Below are 23794 nucleotides of genomic sequence, written 5' to 3' on the forward strand. Positions count from 1 at the left end.
TTCCAGACAATAACAGAGATTTGTGTAAGGGAATATAACGTGGAGAGGAGGGAATGAATGGACTCTTTAGCTGATCTCTCGGAAACCCCCTTAGCATTGGAAACCCTCAGACGACATCCCTGTTATAACGAAGAGGCACATCGCTATTTTGCGCGCATTCATCTTCCAGTAGCCCCGGCATGCAATATTCAATGCCATTATTGCAACCGCAAATTCGATTGCGTCAATGAAAGCCGTCCCGGCGTTGTTAGTGAACTGCTCACGCCGGAGCAGGCGGCGAGCAAGACCTATGGCGTAGCGGCACAGCTGATGCAGCTGTCCGTTGTCGGCATTGCGGGACCTGGAGATCCGCTGGCCAATGCGGAGGCAACCTTCGATACCTTCCGCCGGGTCCGTAAGACAGTTAAGGATGTCATATTCTGTCTCAGCACAAATGGCCTTACCTTGATCAGGCATATTGACAGGATTGTAGAGCTGGGTATTTCGCATGTCACGATCACGATCAATGCTGTAGATCCAGTGGTGGGGAGCCGCATTTATGGATGGGTCTACGATGAAGGAAAACGCTATGCAGGAGAGGAGGCCGCGCGGCTGTTGATTGACCGCCAGCTGGCAGGCTTGAAGATGCTGGCTTCGAGAGGCGTATTGTGCAAGGTGAACTCGGTGCTGATTCCCGAAGTCAATGATGCCCATCTGCCGGAGGTAGCCAGGGTAGTCAAGGAGCACGGCGCAGTGCTGCACAACATTATGCCGCTCATCATCGCACCTGGTAGCCGGTATGAGCAGGAAGGGATGCGGGCTCCCCGTCCCCGTCTGGTCCGGCAGCTGCAGGAGCAATGTGCTGAAGCGGGGGCTGTCATTATGCGCCATTGCCGTCAGTGCAGGGCGGATGCGATTGGACTGCTGGGCGAGGATCGGAATCAGGATTTTACATGGGAGAACATAGCGGCTGCTCCTCCCATGGATGAAGGGGCAAGGGCACAATTTCAGAAAGAACTGGATGAGAAGGTGAGAGTGAGAATGGAACGCAAGGAGGGACAATCACACCACAAACAACCGTCAACCGGGGCTGGCTGTAGCTGCCCGTTATCGGGAGATAAGCCTGAAGCGAGCTTCACCTCAAAGCCAGTCCTAATCGCAGTGGCCAGTCGTGGCGGAGGGAAGGTGAATCAGCATTTCGGCCGTGCCAAGGAATTTATGATCTATGAAAGCGACGGGACCATCGTAAATTTCATAGGCATTCGTAAGGTGCAATCCTACTGCCACGGGAAAGCCGATTGCAATGGGGACAAGGTCGAGACGATGAAGGAGATCCTTTCCATGGTGCATGACTGTGCATTGCTGCTGTCGTCCGGCATAGGCGAAGCCCCCAAAGAAGCATTGCAGGAAGCTGGCGTGCTGCCTATTGTATGCGGCGAGGATATTGAGGAATCGGTTCTGGAATATGTGAAATTTCTGCGTTATATGTATCCTGTGCAGAGCAATAAAGGAAGTAAGCGCAATAAGGGAGTTAAGGGCAATCATTCGGATTTACCCATTAAACATTTTGGAGGCTGAGAAAATATGAGACAAATTGCGTTTTACGGTAAGGGCGGTATCGGCAAATCGACAACTTCGCAGAATACACTGGCTCAGCTCGCGACCAAATTCAAACAAAAAATTATGATCGTAGGCTGTGATCCCAAGGCAGACTCCACCCGTCTTATTCTGAATACGAAGGCCCAACAGACAGTGCTACATCTGGCTGCTGAAAGGGGCACGGTAGAGGATTTGGAGCTGGAGGATGTTGTCCAGAAGGGCTTCGGTGACATTCTGAACGTGGAATGCGGCGGGCCAGAGCCCGGTGTCGGCTGTGCAGGACGCGGCATCATCACAGCCATTAATTTTCTGGAGGAAGAGGGCGCCTACGAAGGGCTGGATTTCGTATCCTACGATGTACTTGGGGACGTCGTGTGCGGGGGCTTCGCCATGCCGATCCGGGAGAAGAAGGCGCAGGAAATCTACATCGTATGCTCAGGCGAGATGATGGCTATGTACGCTGCCAACAATATTGCGCGTGGGATATTGAAGTATGCCAACAGCGGCGGGGTGCGTTTGGGCGGCTTAATCTGCAACAGCCGGAATACGGACCTGGAAGCGGAATTGATTACAGAGCTTGCGAGAAGACTGAACACGCAGATGATCCACTTTTTGCCGCGTGACAATGTTGTACAGCACGCTGAGCTGCGCCGTATGACCGTTACCCAATATAACCCGGAACATAAGCAGGCTGCGGAGTATGAAGAGCTGGCAGGTAAGATTTTGAATAACGATATGCTAACGGTTCCCACTCCCATTTCCATGGAAGATCTGGAGGATCTGTTGATGGAATTCGGCATTATTGAGGATGAAGAAACCGCAATTAACAAAGCTGAGGCGTCCGGGCAGTAGGCTCCAGCTAGAAGGCTTAATGACGGAACCAACGTGTGATGATGGAGGGAGCTGAACGCGTAGCTCGCAGGAGGGAGGAATAGGCCAAATGAGCAGTATTGTGGATAAGGGAAAGCAGATCGTAGAGAAGATACTGGAGGTATATCCCAAGAAGGCCAAGAAGGACCGGACCAAGCATTTTGAGATCGCGGATGAGGAGCTTGTGAACTGCGGGACCTGTTCTATTAAGTCCAACATGAAATCACGGCCCGGCGTCATGACAGCAAGGGGCTGTGCTTATGCAGGCTCCAAGGGTGTGGTATGGGGCCCGATTAAAGACATGGTGCACATTAGCCATGGTCCCATCGGCTGCGGGCAATACAGTTGGGGTACCCGACGCAATTATGCGAATGGGGTATTGGGAATCGATAATTTTACCGCCATGCAGATTACAAGCAATTTTCAGGAAAAGGATATCGTGTTCGGCGGAGATAAGAAGTTGGAGGTGATCTGCAGGGAAATTAAGGAGATGTTCCCGCTAGCTAAGGGCATCTCCGTGCAATCTGAATGTCCGGTCGGACTGATTGGTGATGATATCGGGGCCGTGGCTAAGAAGATGACAGAGGAGCTGGGCATTCCGGTCATTCCTGTACGCTGTGAGGGCTTTCGCGGGGTGAGTCAGTCTCTGGGCCATCACATTGCCAATGATGCTATCCGCGATTTTCTGATGGGGCGCCGCGAGCTAAAGGAGTCCGGGCCTTATGATGTCTCCATTATCGGGGACTACAATATCGGCGGTGATGCCTGGGCCTCGCGCATTTTGCTGGAGGAAATGGGACTGCGGGTTATAGCGCAGTGGTCAGGTGACGGTACGATCAATGAGCTGGGGATTGCGCATAAATCCAAGCTCAATCTAATCCATTGTCATCGTTCCATGAATTATATGTGCACAACGATGGAGCAGGAATACGGAATTCCCTGGATGGAATATAACTTCTTCGGCCCGACCAAGACGATGGAGAGCCTAAGAGCGATTGCTGCCCGCTTTGACGAGACGATTCAGGAAAAATGTGAGCAGGTCATTGCCCAATATATGCCGCAGATGGAGGCGGTCATCCGTAAATACCGCCCACGTCTGGAAGGCAAAAAGGTAATGCTTCTGATTGGCGGACTGCGGGCAAGGCATACCATTGGTGCCTATGAGGATCTGGGTATGGAAATTGTGGCTACAGGCTATGAATTTGCCCATAAGGATGATTACGAAAAGACGTTTCCCGATGTAAAAGAAGGCACCATTCTGTACGATGATCCAACTGCCTATGAGCTGGAGGAATTGGCCCAGCGGCTGAATATTGACTTAATGGGCGCCGGAGTCAAGGAGAAATACGTGTATCACAAAATGGGCATTCCCTTCCGTCAAATGCACTCCTGGGATTACAGCGGGCCTTATCATGGTTTTGACGGCTTCAAGATTTTTGCACGTGATATGGATATGACCATAAACAGTCCAGTATGGAGCCTGCTGCCGTCCCGGCAGACTGCGGAGGTGCCGGTATGAACGAGCGTCTGAACATTGTCGATCACAATCAGCTGTTTCGGCAGGATAAATATGTGCGCCAGCGTGAGGAGAAACGGGCCTTCGAGGCCCCTTGCTCGCCAGAGGAGGTTACCGCCACCCTAGAGTACACCAAGACCAAGGAATACAAGGATAAGAATTTCGCTCGTACAGCTGTAGTCGTGAACCCGGCCAAGGCTTGTCAGCCGCTGGGAGCGGTTATGGCTGCGCTGGGCTTCGAAAAAACGCTCCCGTTCATTCATGGCTCACAGGGCTGTACGGCTTATTTCCGTAGCCATCTTGCCCGCCACTTCAAAGAGCCTGTTCCTGCCGTCTCCACCTCGATGACCGAGGATGCCGCCGTATTCGGCGGCATGCGCAACCTCATTGACGGTATAGAGAACTGTATTGCCTTGTATCAGCCGGAGATGATTGCGGTATGCACGACCTGTATGGCAGAGGTGATCGGAGATGATCTGTCTGCCTTCTTGGCTAATGCCCGTCAGGAGGGAGCCCTTCCCGAGGATATGCCGGTTCCTTTTGCCAATACCCCCAGCTTCTCCGGTTCACATATTACAGGCTATGACGCCATGCTGCGCTCTGTACTGGAGACGCTGTATAACAAGTCAGGCCGGACGCCGCAGCCTGGTCATGAATTGAAGCTGAATGTACTGCTCGGGTTTGACGGGTATACGGGCAATTTTGCGGAAATGCGGCGCATACTGGGGATGTTCGGCGCTACGTATACCATTCTGGGTGACCACAGCAGTAATTTTGATTCAGGGGCCACTGGAGAGTACAGCTACTATTACGGGGGAACGCCGCTTAAGGATGTGCCCGAGGCCGCAGATGCTGCCGGCACGTTGGCGATCCAGCAGTACTCTCTTCGTAAAACATTAGGCTATATGAAGCGAACCTGGGGGCAGCAGGTGTCTTCCATCTCCACGCCGCTGGGCATCCGCGCTACTGATTGCTTGCTTGAAGAGATCAGCCGTCTGTCCGGAAAGGAAATTCCCGAGGCATTGAAGCAGGAGCGCGCCCGAATTGTGGATGCCATGATGGATTCGCATGCTTATCTGCACGGCAAACGAGTGGCTATGGCGGGAGACCCGGATATGCTCATCGGCCTGATTGGCTTTTGTCTGGAGTTGGGCATGGAGCCGGTGCATATTGTTTGCTCCAATGGGGACCGGAAATTTGAGAAGGAAGCAGAGCTTCTGCTGAAGTCCAGCCCTTACGGTGCAGAAGCCACGGTTCATTCCGGTCAGGATTTGTGGCATATGCGTTCGCTGCTGTTCCAGGACCCGGTGGACCTGGCTATTGGCAGCTCCCACCTGAAGTTCGCGGCCAAAGAGGCGAAAATTCCTTTGCTCCGTGTGGGCTTTCCGATCTTCGACAGGCATCATCTGCATCGTTATCCGATTATCGGCTACCAGGGTGCGCTGAATCTGCTTACCCAATTCGTGAATACCGTACTGGATGTCATGGAAGAGCAGGCTTCGGATCATAGCTTTGATCTGGTGCGCTAATTGCTGTACCGCGTAGATGGAAGTTGGCAGCTATTTCAATGGATTCTATCTGAAATAAGGGGGGTGTGCGGATGGAGCCGGCTGTGTCTAACGGAAGGCTGGAGGTATCCTGCGGCAACAAAATTCCCAAAAGCACGCCCTGTCCCCGGCCTGTGCCGGGGGAGGCTTCGGGTGGCTGCTCCTTTGACGGGGCCCAGATTACACTGATCCCCATTGCAGATGCGGCTCATCTGGTGCACGGGCCGATTGCCTGTCTCGGCAATAGCTGGGAGAGCAGAGGCAGCCTGTCCAGCGGCCCAGAGCTGTCGGCGTATGGCTTCACTACTGATCTTGGAGAACAGGACATCATTTTTGGTAGTGAACAGAAGCTGCATGAATCGATTCGCTACATTGTCAGCCGCTTTGCTCCTCCCGCTGTGTTTGTCTATACAACATGTGTCACAGCCCTCACCGGTGAAGATATCGAGGGGGTCTGCAAGGCTGAATCGGAGCGGATGGGGACGCCGATCATTCCGGTGAACAGTCCGGGATTTGTGGGCAGCAAGAATCTCGGGACCCGGCTGGCCGGAGACGTGCTGTTCCAGCATATTATCGGCAGCACCGAGCCGGAACAGACAACCTCCCATGATATCAATCTCATTGGGGAATACAATATTGCGGGCGAGATGTGGCATATCGAGCGGCTGATGCAGCAGGCGGGAATGAGTATCCTGTCCCGAATTACCGGGGACGGTCGGTTCCGTGAGGTGGGATGGGCGCATCGTGCCAAGGCCAATATGGTCGTATGCAGCCGGGCTTTGCTGGGCCTGGCAGTCCAAATGGAGCGTAAATACGGCATTCCTTATTTTGAAGGTTCATTTTATGGAGCAAAGGAGACGAGTTATTCCTTGCGGCAGATGGCTTACCTGACTGGAGATCGTGATGTAGAGCGACGGGTGGATAAGCTGGCCGCACGGGAGGAAATGAGGCTATCGCTGGAGCTGGAACCCTACCGCAAGCAACTGAAAGGAAAGCGGGCAGTGCTCTATACCGGAGGGGTAAAGAGCTGGTCTGTCATTACGGCTTTGCAAGAGCTGGGCATTAAGGTAGTTGGTGTAGGCACGAACAAGAGTACTGCCGAGGATGTATCCCGGATTGCTGACCGTATCGGAGATGATGCGGAATACATCCCGGAAGGCGGCGCCCGGCAGATTCTCAAGACCGTACGGAGCCGCAAGGCAGACATGGTCATTGCCGGGGGCCGGAACATGTATATGGCGCTTAAGGAACAGATTCCTTTTGTGGACATCAATCAAGAACGGCACAAAGCCTATGCGGGCTATGACGGGCTGTTGTCTCTAGCGAAACAGCTTGTGCATACGCTGCAGCATCCGGTATGGGAGCTGACCGCCAAATTGGCTCCATGGGAGGAGGAGACGGAATTTGCCGATTAAATCCGCCACGAAGCCTGTCAGTGTCAACCCGCTCAAGGTAGGACAGCCTCTGGGCGGCGTGTTGGCTCTGCAAGGGATGTATCGCTCAATGCCTTTGCTGCACGGCGCTCAGGGCTGCTCGGCCTTCTCCAAGGCGCTGCTGACTCGCCATTTTCGAGAGCCGATTGCCGTTCAGACCTCTGCGCTGCAAGAGATGGACGTTATATTTGATGCAGACCGGAATCTGGAGGAGGCGCTGGATCATATCTGGTCTAAGCATCATCCAGATGTCATCGGCGTTATCAGCACGGCTCTCACTGAGGTGGCAGGTGTTGATTTTCAGTCCAGGGTAAAAGCGTTCAAGCGAGAACGGGCCTTGAAGGAAAGTCTGCTGTTTTCTGTATCGCTGCCTGATTTTCACGGTTCTCTGGAGACGGGCTACAGCAGTACAGTAGAGTCGCTAATGGATGCCGTACTCGGGTTAGCCGGAGGCAAGTCCCCCAAAAAACAGCGCCGGACGCAGGTCAATCTGCTGCCGGCTTCTTATCTGACTGCCGGAGATGTCATGGAAATCAAGGATATTATCGCTTCCTTCGGCCTGGAGGTTATCACACTTCCCGATATCTCCACTTCCTTGTCCGGTCACCTGCTGACAGGTTTTTCCCCTTTGACGAGAGGGGGGACTCCGCTGGATTCAGCCTGCCAGATGCTGGAGTCTTCCTGCACCATTGCCATTGGCGCGAGCATGGAGCGTCCGGCGCGCAGGCTGACTCATGCCGCAGGCATTCCCTACCACTTGTTCACGGGTCTGTCTGGCTTGGCCGCGAGCGATGCGTTCATACATTTTCTGCAGAAAATCAGCCGCGAGCCAGCCCCTGTTCGCTTCCGCTGGCAGCGTGAAAATCTGTTGGACAGCATGCTGGATGCCCATTTCTATTATTCCGGCGCTTCCGCTGTAGTGGCGCTAGAACCGGATCATATGCTGTCGACCGCAGCCTGGCTGGAGGAGATGGGAGTGGAACTGAAACGGCTAATTACACCCTGCAGCACGCCCGCACTGCAAAAGACAGAACGGGAAGTCTGGATCGGTGATCTGGATGATGCAGAGGAGAGCGCGCAGGGCGTTGATTTGTGGATCAGCAATTCACATGGAAGAAAGGGAGCGGCACGGGCCGGGGCCTCATTCGTACCGGCAGGCTTGCCGGTGTATGACGAGCTGGGCGCCCACACATCGGTAAGCGTCGGATACCGTGGAACCATGGAGTGGGTGAACAAGGTGGGTAATGTATTGCTTACCGAGAGGGGGAGGGGAGGATGAAGGTTGCATTTGCGACGGAAGACGGTGTGCATGTGAATGCTCATTTTGGGCAGAGTCCCATGTTCACTGTATTCGAAATCCGGCACTCAGGCGTCCAGTTCCTGGAGCATCGGCGGATAGCCCTGGGGAGCGATGAGAACGAGGCGGGCAAGATCGCCAGCCGCATTGGCCTGATTGAGGATTGTGCCTTGATCTTCCTGGTACAGATTGGCGCTTCGGCCGCCGCACAGGTTACCAAACGGACCATTATGCCTGTGAAGGTGGCCTTCGGTAGCACCATTGAGGAGCAGGTCCAGCGTCTCCAGAATATGCTGGCTCGTAATCCGCCCATGTGGCTTGCCAAAATCCTGCACGCTGAGGAGGGCAGCGGCAAAGCCGAATCATGAGCCTTCTGTAAGGAAGAGCAACCGTATATGATGTCAAGATCCTGCGGACCGAATATCTTAAAGGCGGGAGCCGCACATGGAGGGGTGGACGAATGGTACAGCTGTTGGAAGACAGTAGATACGGACGCCAGTTGAAGCTGCTGGGAGTGGAAGGTCAGAACAGGCTAAAGCAGGCTACTGTTATGGTTGCAGGCATCGGAGGATTGGGAGGGACAGCGGCCATGTACCTGGCCGCTGCTGGAGTGGGAAAGCTGATATTGGCCCATGAGGGCGTAATCCATCTGCCCGATATGAACCGACAGGTGCTGATGGACAGCGGACGAATCGGGGAGGAACGGATGGAAACGGCATTGCAGCATTTGCACCGTATCAATCCGGAGACCCAGCTTGAGGGCCACGCCGACAGAATCACGGAAGAATCCTCTCGACCATGGGTAGAAGCGGCAGATATCGTGATTGATGCACGATATGACTTTCCGGAAAGATATGCGCTGAACAGACTATGTGTTCGACATGGCAGACCGATGATAGAGGCGGCCATGTACGCCTATGAAGTATCATTGATGACCATTGATCCCGGTAGGACGGCGTGCCTGGAATGTCTCTACCCAGAAGGAGGACAGCCTTGGGAGCCTCTGGGATTCCCGGTCCTGGGAGCCACCTCTGGCTTGATTGGCTGTATGGCTGCACTGGAAGCGGTCAAATGGATTACAGATGCGGGCAATCTGTTCACTGACCGCATGTACCGTATGAATGTGCTGGATATGAGCAGCTGCACCATAGCGGTCAAACGCAATCCGCGTTGTCCGTGCTGCGGAACGGGAGGGAATACAGATGAGTCGATTGCATATTTGTGATACGACACTTCGTGACGGAGAACAGGCTCCGGGCGTTGCCTTTTCGGCCGAGGAGAAAACTGAAATTGCCATCATGCTGGACTCGGCGGGGGTGGAGCAGGCTGAGATCGGAATTCCGGCAATGGGAGAGGCGGAGTGCAGGTCTATTGCCAGGATTGCTGCTCTCGGACTTCAGATGAAGCTAATGACCTGGAATCGCGCGGTGTTCACGGATATTGATGCAGCTGAATCGACAGGTGTCGGCTGGGCCCATATTTCGGTTCCCGTGTCGACGGTGCAGATGAAGGCCAAGCTGGGTATGAATCCTGAGCAGGTGACGGAGCTGATCCGCAAGTCAGTCGATTACGGTCTGTGTAAAGGATTGACTGTTTCCGTAGGCTTTGAGGATGCTTCAAGGGCAGATGACCTGTTCCTTGAGCAGTTGGCGAATCAGCTCTATAGGGATGGTATCCGGCGCTTCAGATATGCCGACACGCTGTCCGTTCACCATCCCGCTGCCATAGCTGCCCGTATAGACAGATTTGTATCGCGCGTGCCGCAGGATGTGGAGCTTGAGATTCACTGTCATAATGATTATGGCCTAGCGCTTGCCAATACTTTGGCAGCTTTGCAGGCGGGAGCTGTCTGGGCCAGTACCACAGTGTCGGGCCTTGGGGAAAGGGCAGGTAATACGGCGTTGGAGGAAGTGGTGATGTCGTGGAGGGATCTATATCAAGGAACCTGCAGTGTCCGCCCCGAACTGCTGAACCCGCTGGCTGCACTGGTCTCCAAAGCCTCCAACCGAATCATTCCCGAAGGTAAGCCAATTGTGGGAGACATGGTATTCGCCCATGAATCCGGCATACATATCAACGGTCTGCTAAAGGAGCGCGCCGCCTATCAGGCCCTTGATCCGACTGAGCTGGGTGCTGACCATTCGTTTGTACTCGGCAAGCATTCGGGCAGAAGTGCAGTTCAATATATGCTGGAGCAGGAAGGAATCGAGGCGGGCTCCGGTGAAATCAAGTTCCTGCTGGAGCGACTTCGCCTAGTCGGTGAAGATCCCAAGCGTGTCATTCATAGCGCGGATTTAAGGCGCTGGCTGCAGTATTATCCGGCAGAGCTGCCGAAATAATCGAAAAAGCGTTCCCGTCCGGTAAGTGTGACCGTGACTGGAACGCTTTCTTGCATATCTTTTAATTTCACAACCGGAGTCTCCAATTTGCTGGTTAAACGAAGCCGTTCAGAAGGGTATAATAAAATATAGTGCTGTATAAAGTGCGTATATATGGTTTTACAGCAGACAGGTTCGAATCTTATAACCATTACACGCTGATCTGGAAGGACGGCTATGGGCAATTGGAGGAATGCTTGTGGGAATGATGTTTTCTTTTCTAAAAAAATATCGGGTTCCAGCCATCGCAGCGCTCGTGATGATGTTGCTGGAATTGACGGTAGAGCTATCACAGCCATATTTGATCTCTAAAATCATTGATGAGGGCATCCGACAGCAGGATTTGTCCGTCGTCTGGTTATGGGGCAGTGTATTGGTGGGGAGTGCCGTTATCGCTTTTATGGCGGGGATATCCAGCTCTTTTTTTGCTTCACATGCAAGTCAGGGCTTCGGCTATGATTTGCGGGAAAAGCTGTACCGTAAAGTGCAATCCTTTTCGTATCCTGTGTTTAAACGTTTTGCCACTTCGTCGCTGATTACGCGCCTGACCGGGGATGTCACGCAAGTACAGGATACGGTGTTTATGAGCCTGCGTTTTATGACACGGGTTCCGCTTGTAGTCATCGGCAGTATTGTGATGGCACTGGTTGTACATTTCAGGCTTGGACTGCTATTGGCGGTTATGGCCCCAGTGCTGTTCGTGTTTGTGTTGGTGATGATGCGGAGGACGGTCACTTTGTTTAAAGGTGTCCAGCGACGCTTGGATGACGTTAACGGAGTAATTCAGGAGAATCTGACAGGTATCCGTCTCATCCGGGTTTTTGTGCGGATGCGGCATGAAATCGAACGTTTTGCCCATTACGGAGGCGAGTTGATGAAAGGGACGGTGTCCGCTCTACGCTGGACAGAAACGACGATGCCGTTCATTTTGTTTACGATGAATGCAGGGATTATTGCAGTACTTTGGTTCGGACGCGGCCAAATTTCCACTGGGGATGCCAGTGTAGGACAGGTGGTCGCAGTCGTCAATTATTCACTGCGGACAATTGGAGCCCTGTCTGCCTTATCAGGTATCGTTGTTGTATTTTCCCGGGCAACTGCATCTACGGGGCGGATTCGAGAGATATTGGAAACATCTAATGAAGATGGGCAAGAGCTGGAGCCTGTTTCAACACATCATACACAGATTGAGGGACAGGTGGAAATGGACCGGGTAAGCTTTCATTATCCGGGCAGTGATTTGGCTGTCCTAAAGGATATATCTTTTAAGGCGCAATCGGGCGAGCGGATAGCTATTATGGGGGCCACTGGCTCGGGCAAATCCTCACTTGTGCAGTTGATTACACGTCTGTATGAAGAAGATGAAGGTTATGTGCGCTTTGACGGAAAGGACGCTCGTGAACTGGATGCGTCCATATTGCGAGAGGCTATTGGCTATGTGCCTCAGGAGGTACTGCTATTCACCGGCTCGATTCGGGATAATATTGCTTGGGGGCTGGAGAATGCCAGCCTGGAGCAAATTAAGGAAGCTGCACGGATGGCGCAAATCCATAATATGATTGAACGCTTGCCGCAAGGCTATGACACGATGCTCGGGCAGCGTGGCGTCAATCTGTCTGGCGGACAGAAACAGCGGCTTTCGATTGCCCGCGCACTGGTGCGCCAGCCGACAGTGCTGATTTTGGACGACAGCACAAGTGCATTGGATGTAGGGACAGAAGCAGCACTACTGAATGCACTCGATGGCCTGTCCTGCACGACATTTCTCATTACGCAAAAAATCAGCTCGACGGCCTCAGCAGATCAGATTTTACTGCTGGATGAGGGTCGCCTGATGGCAAGTGGAAGTCATGAGCATCTCATGGATAGCTCGGATCTGTATCGGCGTATCTATGAATCACAATACGGAAAGGAGGAGTCGCATGTTCAAGGAACTCATTGAACCGTTCCGTCAGCCTACACCGCCGTCCGGTGTGCTGCGAAATCCGGTGGGAGCGGAAGGACGCCGCAAGGCCAAAGCGAAGAACTGGTCTGGTACGTTAGGACGGATATGGGCTTATCTGGCCAGCCGTAAGGCCAAACTGATGCTGGTGCTGTTCATGGTACTGCTCAGCTCCGGGCTGGCTCTGCTGGGTCCATATCTGGTCGGCGTAGCGGTGGATGATTTTCTCGAAGGTCCGGGTGGACGCACGTGGATTTATTTTCTCATCGGATTAGGAGCTGTATATCTGCTCAACTCGCTGACCTCCTGGTTGCAAAATATCTGGATGATTGAGATTGCCCAAGAGACGGTGTACCGCATGCGTTTCGATCTGTTTTCACATTTGCATCGACTACCGATTCCTTTCTACGGCAAACGTCAGCAGGGAGAGATTATGAGCCGTCTGACCAATGATATTGAAAATGTCAGTTCTACGCTTAACAGTTCCGCCATTCAGATTTTTTCGAGTATATTGACGCTAATCGGTACACTCACGGTGATGCTGTGGTTAAGCCCGCTGATGACCCTGCTGACCTTTATCGTGGTGCCGTTAATGGCTGCCGGGATGCGCTGGATTACACGTCGCACCGGGCCTTTATATAAGGAACGCCAGAAGAATTTGGGCGAACTGAACGGATACATCGAAGAAACACTGTCTGGGCAGCAGATTATTAAAGCATTTTCGCAGGAAAAGAGAGTCATCCGTGGTTTTGGCGAGCGTAATGACCGTATTCGGCTATCGGGCTTCTGGGCACAAACGATTTCAGGCTTTATACCGAAGCTGATGAACGGACTGAATAATCTCAGCTTTGCTATTGTAGCGGGGATCGGTGGGATTTTGGCCATTCGCGGCTCCATCACTATAGGTACAATTATTGTATTCGTAGAATATGCCCGCCAGTTCACCAGACCGTTGAATGATTTGGCTAACCAGTGGAACACCCTGCTGTCCGCTATTGCCGGAGCTGAACGAGTATTTGAAATATTGGATGAAGATGAAGAGTCCAAGGATGAACGCGGCGCAGTGGAGGTAGAGCATGTGGAGGGGGCGGTGCGGTTTACGGATGTTTCCTTCGGTTATGATGAGGGAAGCGCTACGCTGGAAGGTATCTCTTTTGAAGCCAAACCTGGTGAAATGATCGCACTAGTCGGCCCGACCGGGGCAGGAAAAACGACACTGATCCAGCTCCTTTCCAGATTTTATAGCCCCGACCAGGGAATGATTACGCTGGACGGGCGCGATATCACCACCATACAGCGTGAAAGCTTGCGCTCCCGCATGGCATTTGTGCTACAGGACTCCTTTCTGTTTCAGGGGACGATTCGTGAAAATATCCGCTTCGGCAGACTGGACGCCACCGATGAGGAGGTTGAACAAGCATCGAAACTGGCCAACGCCCATTCCTTTATCATGCGGATGAAGGACGGATACGACAAGGTGCTGGAAGCGAACGGCAGCGGCATCAGTCAAGGGCAAAAACAACTGTTGGCTATTGCCCGTGCTATTTTGGCCAACCCTTCCATCCTTGTACTCGACGAGGCAACAAGCAGCATCGACACCATTACCGAGATGAAGATACAAGAAGGACTGGAGCGGCTCATGCAGGGGCGAACAAGTTTCGTCATCGCGCATCGGCTGAATACCATTCGTCAGGCTGACCGGATTCTGGTCTTAAAGGATGGCCGTTTGGAGGAGCAGGGTTCTCATGATGAACTGCTGGCTCACAAAGGCTTTTACAGTAATTTATATTATGGTCAATTGAGTAAGCAAAGCTCTTAAGCCGGCTCGCGATCTACAGATTTACATGCATACTTAAAAGGACTACCTCGGGGGTGGCCCTTTTTAAGTATGCCTTTTTACAGGTACGTACTCTTAAAGAGGCGTTTGAAATGAAGATACTGCTTTCACACCATTAAATATACCCATACCCCGTATATGTATGTTAGTATGGATGTGCAAGAATAAAATCCCACTTCAAAGGAGAGATCATCATGAAAATCGCAATCATGCTTTTCGATGGAATTACGGCATTAGATGCAATGGGTCCATACGATGTATTTGCTGCTACACTGAAATGTGAAGTGAAGTTTGTCGCTAAGAAAAAAGGGTTAATCAAGCTGGACTCAAATATGGGTTATTTGCATGCCGATTACAGCTTTTCTGAAGTTAGTTCAGCTGATATTCTTGTTGTTCCAGGTTGCAGTCCGCCAAATTATAAAACTCCAATGAATGACGAAGAAACGTTAAATTGGATTCGCCAAATACATGAAACTACGAAATGGACCACGTCGGTTTGTAACGGCTCTTTGATTTTGAGCGCCGCAGGCTTGTTAAATGGAACCGTAGCCACCAGTCATTGGGGTTCCTTAGACCTGCTCCAATCTCTTGGAGCCATTCCAACAGATGAGAGAGTGGTTCGTCAGGGCAAAATCGTTACAGCAGCCGGTGTCTCCTCTGGTATTGATATGGCACTCCAGCTATTGGCATGGGAATTGGGAGAAGATATGAGTAAAGGAGTTCAGCTGATTTTGGAATACGATCCTCAGCCTCCGTTTGACACGGGTTCACCAAAGAAAGCACCTGCTATATTGGTAGAACAAATAAGAGGTATGTTACAAGAGTTTGCAAAACAGGAGCCTAATGTGTAAAGCAAGAATAAAAAGATCTCTTTCTGGTATTAGCTTGGCATAATAGGTTTGTAATTTTATTTACAAGGGTCCCTATTTCAACTAATATAGTTTACACATAGTAAAGGGTTACATAGTGTAAATGGTTGAAGGGGGTTACAAACATGAGCAGCTTACCTAAGTCTGCTACATTTCCACTTTTCATTCTGATGCTGAATTTGTTTATTGCTTTATTGGGTCAAGGTATGGTGATTCCCATTCTGCCTGAATATCTGAAACAATTTAATGCGGCAGGAGCTGCTGCGGGGTATCTTATTGCCGCTTTTGGAGCAGCACAGTTTATTTTTTCGCCCCTAGGTGGGCAGCTTTCGGATAGATGGGGGCGGAAATCCATGATCATCACCGGTCTGTTTTTAACCGTCATCTCGGATCTTATGTTTGCTGTTTCTACGACATTGCCTCTTCTATATATTGCCCGATTTATCGGGGGGATAGGTATTGGCTTAATGGTTCCTTCCAATATGGCCTACGTCGCTGATATTACCACTTCTGAAACCCGAGCTAAAGGAATGGGATACTTGGGTGCCTCCATGAATTTGGGTATGGTGCTTGGTCCGGGGTTAGGCGGTATGATCGCTGAGTTTGGCATAAGGGTGCCCTATTTTTTTGCTGGTGGACTTGGACTTGTAGCTACGCTGCTTAGCTTGTATATGCCAGAGACACTACCTAAGGAAAAACGAAAACCCGCTAGCCAATGGGTCCGCCGGGAGCCAATTCGCAACCAAATCCTAAATTCATTTCGGACATCTTATTTTCGTTATCTTCTCCTCATTCTGATCATGACATTAGGTTTGATGAATTATGAAACGGTGTATGCTCTTTTTGTGGAACGAAAATATGGTTTTGATGCCACTAAAATCTCAATGATCATTACGGTCGGTGCAATTATAGGCATCGTTGTGCAGATATGGCTACTTGATTATCTCATCAAGAGACTTGGTGAGATAAAGCTTATACGTCTCTCTTTGATCATGACAGCCATCGCTTTACTGTTAATGATAATTAAGGTCAATTTAGGTTATCTTCTGGCGGTATCGGCGCTGTTTTTTGCTTTTAATGCCTTCCTAAGGCCAACCGTAAGTACAATGATCGCGAACTCAGCTCGTGATCGTCAAGGATATGCCGCCGGATTGAATACGACGTATACCAGCCTAGGCAACATATTGGGACCCATTTTGGCGGGTTTGATGTTTGACAAACACATTCATATTCCTTATATTTTTGGTGCACTTATCCTTGCATCTGCCCTTTTCTTAACCTTACAAAAATCGAAAAATGAGAAACGGATGGTTGTTAATGACTGAGAACTGGCACCAGAATTTGAAAAATAAAAATCGGGAAGAACTCATTGCGGCTGCCAAGGAACTTTTTATGAAGCAAAGCTTTCTCAAAGTTAATATTAAGGATGTATGCAACGTGGCTGGTGTAAGTCGGGTCACATTCTATAAGCACTTTCAGTCCATGAACGAACTGATCTTTGAGGTTCAGATGGAAATCCTTGAGAGCATGACCGAATTTGTTAGAAGGGCACCTTCAGCCGAAATGAGCGGTAAGGAGATGCTTACTTCGATGCTTGATGCATGGATTGATTACGCTCGGCAACATCCAGAATACATCAAGTTTATTCTTCTATTCGATCTGCATTACGAAGCTTATGATTCAAATCAAGAACTCAAAGAACAGTACAAAAATTTTGTTAGCCGGGAAAAGGAACGACATTTCCTGATGGATGCTCTGGAAGTTGGATTCCAAGATGGATCATTAAAGTCCGACACAGAACCCTTGAAGACCGCTCATTTTATCTTCACGTCTATGATGGGTATACTACAGAAAATGAGTCTGACGTCCAAGGACGATTGGAATAACGAACTTGATGATATAGAAATTGCTAACCGATTTGCGGGAATGTTGATTCAGTATTTAAGTCCAAAAAGTGATAAATCCCCAACCTTTTAGGCAGGAGTCGCCTGCCATATTCCAGAGGATTTCAGATCGTCCGATGGAGTGAAATAGAAGTACAAGACTCAGTCTGTTAAACTGTGAAAATAGAGCGGTTGCAGATACGTTGTCGTGTTAGCCTTATCTATTTTTGTGGAGGTGCGGGGATGAACGGAAGTCTGTTTGAGCCACGGCTGCGTGACGGGGATTATATTCCCCGTTTTTTTGCTTACTATTACAAGCAATGGCATGACTACACCATGTCTTACCACGATCATCATTCTACCGAAATTATGTACATGATTTCCGGCTTTTGCAGGGTAGATGTACAAACGGGAGAGAATGTGGAAGAAAGCATCACGCTGCGTAAAGGCGAGTTTATTATGCTGGACGCAGGTGTACCGCATCGACTAGTGGTGGAAGGAGAACAACCGTGCCGGATGCTAAATGTAGAGTTTGGTTTTACGGAGGGAGTGAGGGTAGGGCCGTCTATCCGACAAATGGCAGCAGAGGAGCAGGAGGTCACGACTCTCATGTCACGTCCGTTCCCGTATCTGGTACTATCGGACCCAGAAGAGGTATATTATGCGCTGAAAAGTCTCGTGCTGGAGCTGGACCAACGAAAGGAACAGCCGGGTGCAATGGCAGAGATGCTTTTTATGCAATTGCTAGTACGAATTGCACGTCTACGGGAAGAGGCAGAGCGCAGCAACACGCAGCAAACGGATATGTACATCAAACGATGCATTGAATTTCTCCATCTGAACTATGACCGAGATATTGTGGTTAAGGACATGGCGGCAGCTGTGAATCTGCACCCAGGTTATTTGCACCGTATTTTCAAAAAACATACTGGGCAAACGCTTACCGCGTATTTAACGATGCTGCGAATGGACAAGGCCCGTATGCTTCTTCAGCAAACGGACATTCCCATTCAAGAAATTGCCGATTATGTAGGCGTGGCCAGCAGGCAGTATTTTCATATGTTGTTCAAAAAGCACACAGGCAAGACGCCTGTTGAATACCGCTCTGCTGTAGAGCGCAATGTGAGGAACTATGCGGAGGAGGATGGGAGCTGATAATAAGAAGCCTCTGAACCATTGCCGATTTAGGTCGGTATGACTCAGAGGACGTGTGTTTTGAAGCATTATAACATGTGTCCGGGCTTCTTGAGAGCTAAAGTTGGGTCATTTCCCAAGCCACATATTTTCCATCTGTTCAAGTGATCTCCCCTTGGTTTCGGGAACCTTGCGCCATATAAAGACCACGACGAACAACGAGATGGCTCCGAATAACCAGAAGGTGTTGGACGGACCGGCTGAACTCAGCAGAGGAGGGAATGCTTGCGATACCAGATAATCGCCGGCCCACAATGCCATCGAAGCGATGGCGACCGCTTTGCCGCGAATGCGGTTCGGAAAGATCTCCGAGATCATAACCCATACGATCGGCCCAAGCGATATAGCATAGGAGGCCACGTAGATCAATATCATGATGAGTACGAGCGGTCCGGTGGTCAAACCCATTTTGAATGCGGCTCCAATAATGACCAAACAGAGGGTCATCAACGAGGTGCCAATTATCAGCAGGACTTTTCGTCCCGCTTTGTCGATCAGCCATACGGATACGATGGTGAACAACACATTGATCAACCCGATCCAAATGGTCTGGGTCAAAGAAGCGTCCGTACCGAGTCCCATTCCTTTAAAGATAACCGGCGCGTAATACAAAATGGCATTGATGCCGGTAATATGCTGCATAATGGCGAGCATAACACCGATAAAGAGAGCGACCCGAATACCAGGAGCGAACAATTGTTTCAATGAGTTGTTCTCATTTTTGAATGATTCCTTGATATCAAGCACTTCCTGCTTAGCGGCTTCTTCACCGTGAATTTTCAGCAAAATCGGCAGCGCTTCATAAGGCCGATTCTGTTTAATAAGCCATCTCGGGCTTTCGGGTATGAAGAGCATCAAGAGCATAAAGATCAGTCCCGGAACGGCTCCCACTCCGAACATCCAGCGCCAGGCTGTTGAGACACCCCAGGCTTCATCTCCCATGCTGACGATCCACGAATTCTGAAAATAAACCAGGAAAATCCCTGTTACGATCGCCAACTGATTTAAAGCAACCAAACGACCTCGGTATTTGGCGGGAGCGATCTCCGCGTTGTACACCGGACAAACGGTGGAAGTGATTCCTATGCCAATGCCGCCGATCATGCGAAAGATAACATACCCGGTGAACGTGTCTTGAAGCGCAGAGCAGATCGAGCCGACGACGAATAAAAATCCGGCGGCCAGCAATACCTTTTTCCTGCCGATCTTTTCACTCATGTAGCCGGAGAGAGCCGCTCCAGTGACACTCCCGACAATCAGACTTGACACGGCCCAACCAACCTGAAATTCGCTCAGCGAAAAACGCTGCTGTAGGAATTCAACGGCTCCCGAAACAACCGCGATATCAAAACCGAACAGGATACCTCCGAGCGCAGCTACGATGGATACCAACGTCACAAAAAGCATATTGGGTTTTTCTGATTGCAGCGCTTTCTGTTGAGCGCTTTCATTATTGATGATTACTGCCATATGATCATCTCCCCTCCAGATCTCTGGAACCTCATTCCGTTCTTCGAGGAGAAGTATAACATGCGCTTATAAAAGAAAGGCCGGTTATCGTCTTCATTAAACGGACCTTTTCATGCACGATTTTGGCTTCGATTCCCGAATCGGGGATGGAGGGGCTGAACCTAGCATTACCTTGTCATTCGAGCTTAAAAAAATCCATGCCGATAGTCGGCATGGATGAATCTCTACTATTTTTGGCCTTTGAACTCAGTGGGAGGAACGCCCGTTATCTTCTTAAAGACGCGGCTAAAATAGTTCGGGTCCTTATAACCCACTTCAAAGCTGATTTCCTTAAGAGTAAGGTTGCCGGCCTTAATCAGAGAGATGGCTTTATCAATCCGCAGCCGGGTTAAGAAGTCGATGAAGGTTTCTCCGTATTCCTGTTTGAAAATTTTGCTGAAGTAGTGAGGATTCAAATGGACAAAATCAGCCACTTCTTCCAGCGAAAGATCATCGTTGAACCGTTCCTCGATATACATTTTCGCCCTACCCAGCATAGTCAGTGTTTGAACCTCTCGCTGTTCGCGTATCCGTTGCAGTGCTGACATGACGTACGTCTGCTGAAGCATTCCATTCTCCGCTTTGATGGCAAGCAAAGAAGCGTTTCCAGCCTCTGATGACTTCAGTTCGTCAAAGTGGCAGAAACCTCCATCCCGCTTGCGTAGGGTGGAGGCAAAAACGGCTTCGAAATAGGACTTGCGAAGTCCTTCCTCGCCGCTATGCAGCGATCCGATTCCAATGGCCGTCTTTATACCAAGTTGCTGCTGGGCAAGCTCGGAGAGCTGCTGAACAAGGTGATTCACCAACTGCCGCCAGTCGTTTTCGCCGGTGACAGGTGGCTTTCGTAAAAAAGTGGCTACATGATGGTCGATCAAGGAGCTTACAATGGCATTCGGGCCATGCGTTTTTACATAGCTTCGGAAATGATCGTAAATTTTCTTTTTATCCTGCTCGTCCGTATATCCGTCAAAGGCGGCAATGATGGCGCTTCCCTGATCAAGAGGAAAGTCCAGCCATTCCGATAGCTGGGAAGCGCTTGAATCCACGGTCTGGTCGACCATAAGCATTAAAGCCAGCTCATTTTCTGCGAGCGGCATCAGCTGTGAGATTTTGTGCCTAAGCTCCAATTCTTCCGTACGTGCCCGCTTCTCGCACTCAATTTCTTCAATCAGTCGTTTCAGTGTACCGATGATCAGTTCTCGCTTCGCTGGCTTCAGAATATATTCTTTCACACCCAAAGAGAGCGCCTCCCGGGCATAGGCAAAATAATCATAGGCAGTAACGAGCACGAATCGGGTATCGGGAAGCCGCTCCTTTAATTCACGAAGCGCCGCAAGCCCGTCAATTCCAGGCATATTGATATCCAGAATGGCAATATGGGGACGGTGCTCTTCCGCACATTCAATCGCCATGCGGCCGTTGCCGGCATGAATAAACCGGAATATCCCCGGCATCGCCCGTTCCACTGTCAATTCCAGTCCTTCTCTCTCCAAAGCCTCGTCATCCGCGATCAACAACCGATACATCAGTCTGCTCACTCTCCTTCTTGACTGGAATTCGTATTGTTATGGTAGTACCTCGTCCGATATTGCTATTGATTTCAACCATTCCTTCCTTTCCGTAGAACAACTGCAGCCGCCTAAACACATTTTGCATTCCAAGTCCTGTTGAACTGCCGCTTTCGACTTCGCCTTTAAGATGGAGTACGGACAGTCGGGTTTCCTCCGTCATGCCCTTTCCGTTGTCCGAAATTTCAATTTGTACATCTTCGTTTGCTCTCGACAGCGTTAACATGATAATGGCTCCGTCTTCCATATCTGCCACACCATGAAGAAAAGCGTTTTCAATAAATGGCTGGATCGTCAGGGCCGGAATTTGCTGCTGAAGTACGGAAGCGTCAAAGTGAAGATCAAAGCGAATTCTGTCCCTGAAGCGCGCCTGCTGGATGGTTACGTATTCGCGGATATGATCCAGTTCCTCCTGGAGAGTTACGGGTTTGTCCAGCTTCTGCAGGCTGTACCGTAGCAGATTGGACAGCGAAACGATCAGGTCGCTGGTTTTCTCCGCCCCTTCCAGGATCGCCAGCTTGGAGAGCACATTTAAGGTATTGAATAAAAAGTGCGGGTTAATTTGATTTTGCAGAGCCAGAAGCTCCAGTTCCTTCACAAGCCGCCGCATTTCCAGACTCTGTTTATCCTTCTCGATAAGGATACTCAAATCGGTGGACATTTGCGAAATGGCGTCCGACAGTACGCCTAGCTCGTCATCCCGTCGCGGTTGGGGCTTGATATTCAGATCACCTGTGGCGATTCGCTTCGCCAGTCCGACAAGTCTGCCGACAGGGCCAGTAATGCTGCGCGAGACCCAGATTGCAAGCAAAACCCCCATCAGCGCGTTCATGCCGAACAACGCCACTCCCCATCCGTTCATTCGCTCATTCTTGTTCCGGATGTTCTCAATGATTGGCCGGTAATAAGCCAGTTCATCATCGATCAGTTGCTGACCCTCCTCATGAATATAGCTGACGGTTTTCTCCGCTTCAATATAATGTTCAAAAGCCGATTGAGGATCTTGTGCCTTTGCATCCAGAACTGCGGCTTGTTTCTCTTTAAGAAATGTAGCCAACAGATTCACGTAGTCCTCCTCGGCGAAAGAAGGGTCGGTCGAGGAGGAGACTTCCTGAATTCTGCCTTTCAACTGCATCAATTGGTATTCTGTCGGGCCCTGCACAGCCTTATCGCCTCTTGGATTAAGCAGATAGGCATATAGGAGATTTAAGTTGCTCTCCGCCGATTCGGAGGTTTGCTCGATGAGAAGAATGCGGCCAAGCATTTCATCGTAGCTCTGTTGTACGACCTTTCCGCTTTGGAATACAAAATAAGCGATGATATTGGCGAACACAACTAGAAGAGGGATGAACAGAAGCAGCTTCGTTCTGATCGTCATCGTCTGTCATCTCCGGTCATGTTGTCGGGAGTGTCCGCATGCATCTCATATATCCTGGTGTATGTTAATTCCTGGGGGGGATTCCCCTTTAGATAATCATTCAGTAATTTTATGGACTTAGCCCCCATTTCCTCTGGCTGTTGAACAATGGTCAGTTCGATTTTGCAATCTCTGATGGCTTTCAACGTCTCGGCCATATCGTCAAAAGCGAAAATCTGCAAATTCCGCGCTCCGCGTCGCTCCGAGGCTTCCAGAATACCAAGGCCGTCCAGCGCACTGAATCCGACCATGTAGCGGATCTGCGGATACCGGGTGAGCATGTTCTGAGCTTGCTGTGCTGCCTGAAGCCGTGAAATATTTGAGGAGCGAATCTCCACAATGCGGAGCTTGGGATAGCGACCGATCACGGAACGAAATCCAGCAAGCCTGAGTCGCTGATTCTCGACGCGCTCGCTACTGATCATAACTCCAATGTCGCCACGCTCTCCAGAGGCTTTCGCTAACAGCGCGCCCATCCGTTTTCCTGCTCCTTCGTTATCCGTTCCCACGTAAGCTAGTCTCCGGGAGTCTGGTTCATCCGTATCGATCGTGATGACGGGGATGCCAAGTCCGGCTGCTTTGTCGATTAATCGGCGATACTCTGGATCATTTATTCCTTGAACCAGAATTGCATCCGCCTTACTGGCGATCGCTTTATCCAGCAGTTTGACCTGCTCGGACGGATTAATGCGGTCCGGCCCGATATAATCGAGCCGCATACCGTACTGTTCCGCTTCTTTTCGGGCTCCTTGTTCGATTGACCGCCAGTAATAATTATCCAACTCCTGGGATATCAGTACGACTTTTGTATCGGAAACCCCGTCTTTTGGAGAAACCGTCTTCAATAACTCTGCAAATTGGTGAATTTGAAAAGAAGACAGAGTGAACTGGAAGAGCAGCCAGGCAAATAGCAGGAAGACTGGGATAAGGATAAATGTCCATTTACGGTTTGACAT

At 50.5% G+C, this 23794-nt stretch carries 19 protein-coding genes; 15 read left to right on the forward strand and 4 right to left on the reverse strand.

The features are described 5' to 3' along the window. The first annotated feature begins 57 nt into the window (after positions 1 to 57). From nifB to MKY24_RS05490, 15 genes are all read left to right on the forward strand, one after another. A complete protein-coding gene (gene nifB / locus MKY24_RS05420; protein ID WP_264454108.1) occupies positions 58 to 1557 on the forward strand; it encodes a nitrogenase cofactor biosynthesis protein NifB in 1500 nt (499 codons plus the stop codon). A 6-nt stretch (positions 1558 to 1563) separates the two neighbouring features. Next, positions 1564 to 2430 (forward strand): nitrogenase iron protein, encoded by an 867-nt coding sequence (gene nifH / locus MKY24_RS05425; protein WP_023987270.1) that lies wholly within the window; start codon positions 1564 to 1566, stop codon positions 2428 to 2430. 88 nt (positions 2431 to 2518) lie between these two features. Next, positions 2519 to 3967: a nitrogenase molybdenum-iron protein alpha chain gene (nifD, locus tag MKY24_RS05430; RefSeq protein WP_339201545.1), complete on the forward strand. Its 1449-nt coding sequence runs from the start codon at positions 2519 to 2521 to the stop codon at positions 3965 to 3967. Beyond that, positions 3964 to 5493, forward strand: a complete 1530-nt coding sequence (gene nifK, locus MKY24_RS05435) for a nitrogenase molybdenum-iron protein subunit beta (protein ID WP_339201546.1) — start codon at positions 3964 to 3966, stop codon at positions 5491 to 5493. Before nifD ends, nifK begins: the two co-directional genes overlap by 4 nt. Positions 5494 to 5564: 71 nt before the next feature. Beyond that, positions 5565 to 6926 carry a nitrogenase iron-molybdenum cofactor biosynthesis protein NifE gene (gene nifE, locus MKY24_RS05440; protein WP_028543222.1) on the forward strand — a complete coding sequence of 454 codons (1362 nt, stop codon included), beginning with the start codon at positions 5565 to 5567 and terminating at the stop codon, positions 6924 to 6926. After that, a complete protein-coding gene (gene nifN / locus MKY24_RS05445) occupies positions 6916 to 8223 on the forward strand; it encodes a nitrogenase iron-molybdenum cofactor biosynthesis protein NifN (RefSeq protein ID WP_053324762.1) in 1308 nt (435 codons plus the stop codon). The genes nifE and nifN overlap by 11 nt, the downstream gene beginning before the upstream one ends. After that, positions 8220 to 8609 carry a NifB/NifX family molybdenum-iron cluster-binding protein gene (locus MKY24_RS05450; RefSeq protein ID WP_028543220.1) on the forward strand — a complete coding sequence of 130 codons (390 nt, stop codon included), beginning with the start codon at positions 8220 to 8222 and terminating at the stop codon, positions 8607 to 8609. Before nifN ends, MKY24_RS05450 begins: the two co-directional genes overlap by 4 nt. Before the next feature lie 92 nt (positions 8610 to 8701). Next, positions 8702 to 9466, forward strand: coding sequence for a HesA/MoeB/ThiF family protein (locus MKY24_RS05455; protein ID WP_023987276.1), 765 nt, complete (start codon positions 8702 to 8704; stop codon positions 9464 to 9466). Further along, entirely contained in the window at positions 9444 to 10580 is a 1137-nt protein-coding gene (locus MKY24_RS05460; protein ID WP_076264452.1) for a homocysteine methyltransferase, read from the forward strand. The genes MKY24_RS05455 and MKY24_RS05460 overlap by 23 nt, the downstream gene beginning before the upstream one ends. A 244-nt stretch (positions 10581 to 10824) precedes the next feature. After that, positions 10825 to 12561 (forward strand): ABC transporter ATP-binding protein, encoded by a 1737-nt coding sequence (locus tag MKY24_RS05465; RefSeq protein WP_080751604.1) that lies wholly within the window; start codon positions 10825 to 10827, stop codon positions 12559 to 12561. Continuing rightward, positions 12542 to 14380 carry an ABC transporter ATP-binding protein gene (locus tag MKY24_RS05470; protein WP_339201548.1) on the forward strand — a complete coding sequence of 613 codons (1839 nt, stop codon included), beginning with the start codon at positions 12542 to 12544 and terminating at the stop codon, positions 14378 to 14380. Before MKY24_RS05465 ends, MKY24_RS05470 begins: the two co-directional genes overlap by 20 nt. A 212-nt stretch (positions 14381 to 14592) precedes the next feature. Further along, positions 14593 to 15249, forward strand: coding sequence for a DJ-1/PfpI family protein (locus MKY24_RS05475; protein ID WP_023987280.1), 657 nt, complete (start codon positions 14593 to 14595; stop codon positions 15247 to 15249). A 143-nt stretch (positions 15250 to 15392) separates the two neighbouring features. Next, positions 15393 to 16592: an MFS transporter gene (locus MKY24_RS05480; protein WP_339201550.1), complete on the forward strand. Its 1200-nt coding sequence runs from the start codon at positions 15393 to 15395 to the stop codon at positions 16590 to 16592. 16 nt (positions 16593 to 16608) lie between these two features. Next, positions 16609 to 17244 (forward strand): TetR/AcrR family transcriptional regulator, encoded by a 636-nt coding sequence (locus MKY24_RS05485; protein ID WP_339201551.1) that lies wholly within the window; start codon positions 16609 to 16611, stop codon positions 17242 to 17244. Positions 17245 to 17393: 149 nt separating this feature from the next. Beyond that, entirely contained in the window at positions 17394 to 18305 is a 912-nt protein-coding gene (locus tag MKY24_RS05490; RefSeq protein ID WP_068938471.1) for an AraC family transcriptional regulator, read from the forward strand. Positions 18306 to 18413: 108 nt separating this feature from the next. On the opposite strand, the gene MKY24_RS05495 is transcribed toward MKY24_RS05490, so the two are convergent. From MKY24_RS05495 to MKY24_RS05510, 4 genes are all read right to left on the reverse strand, one after another. Next, positions 18414 to 19814, reverse strand: a complete 1401-nt coding sequence (locus MKY24_RS05495) for a sugar porter family MFS transporter (RefSeq protein ID WP_023987284.1) — start codon at positions 19812 to 19814, stop codon at positions 18414 to 18416. A 227-nt stretch (positions 19815 to 20041) separates the two neighbouring features. Continuing rightward, complete coding sequence (locus tag MKY24_RS05500; protein WP_071559104.1) at positions 20042 to 21379, reverse strand: AraC family transcriptional regulator; 1338 nt, start codon at positions 21377 to 21379, stop codon at positions 20042 to 20044. Continuing rightward, the gene (locus tag MKY24_RS05505) at positions 21354 to 22799 is read right to left on the reverse strand and encodes a sensor histidine kinase (protein ID WP_071559103.1); all 1446 of its coding nucleotides are present in this window, start codon (positions 22797 to 22799) and stop codon (positions 21354 to 21356) included. The genes MKY24_RS05500 and MKY24_RS05505 overlap by 26 nt, the downstream gene beginning before the upstream one ends. Then, entirely contained in the window at positions 22796 to 23794 is a 999-nt protein-coding gene (locus MKY24_RS05510) for a sugar-binding protein (RefSeq protein ID WP_023987287.1), read from the reverse strand. The genes MKY24_RS05505 and MKY24_RS05510 overlap by 4 nt, the downstream gene beginning before the upstream one ends.

The organism is Paenibacillus sp. FSL P2-0322, from assembly GCF_037975315.1.
Classification (GTDB): Bacteria; Bacillota; Bacilli; order Paenibacillales; family Paenibacillaceae; genus Paenibacillus; species Paenibacillus polymyxa_B.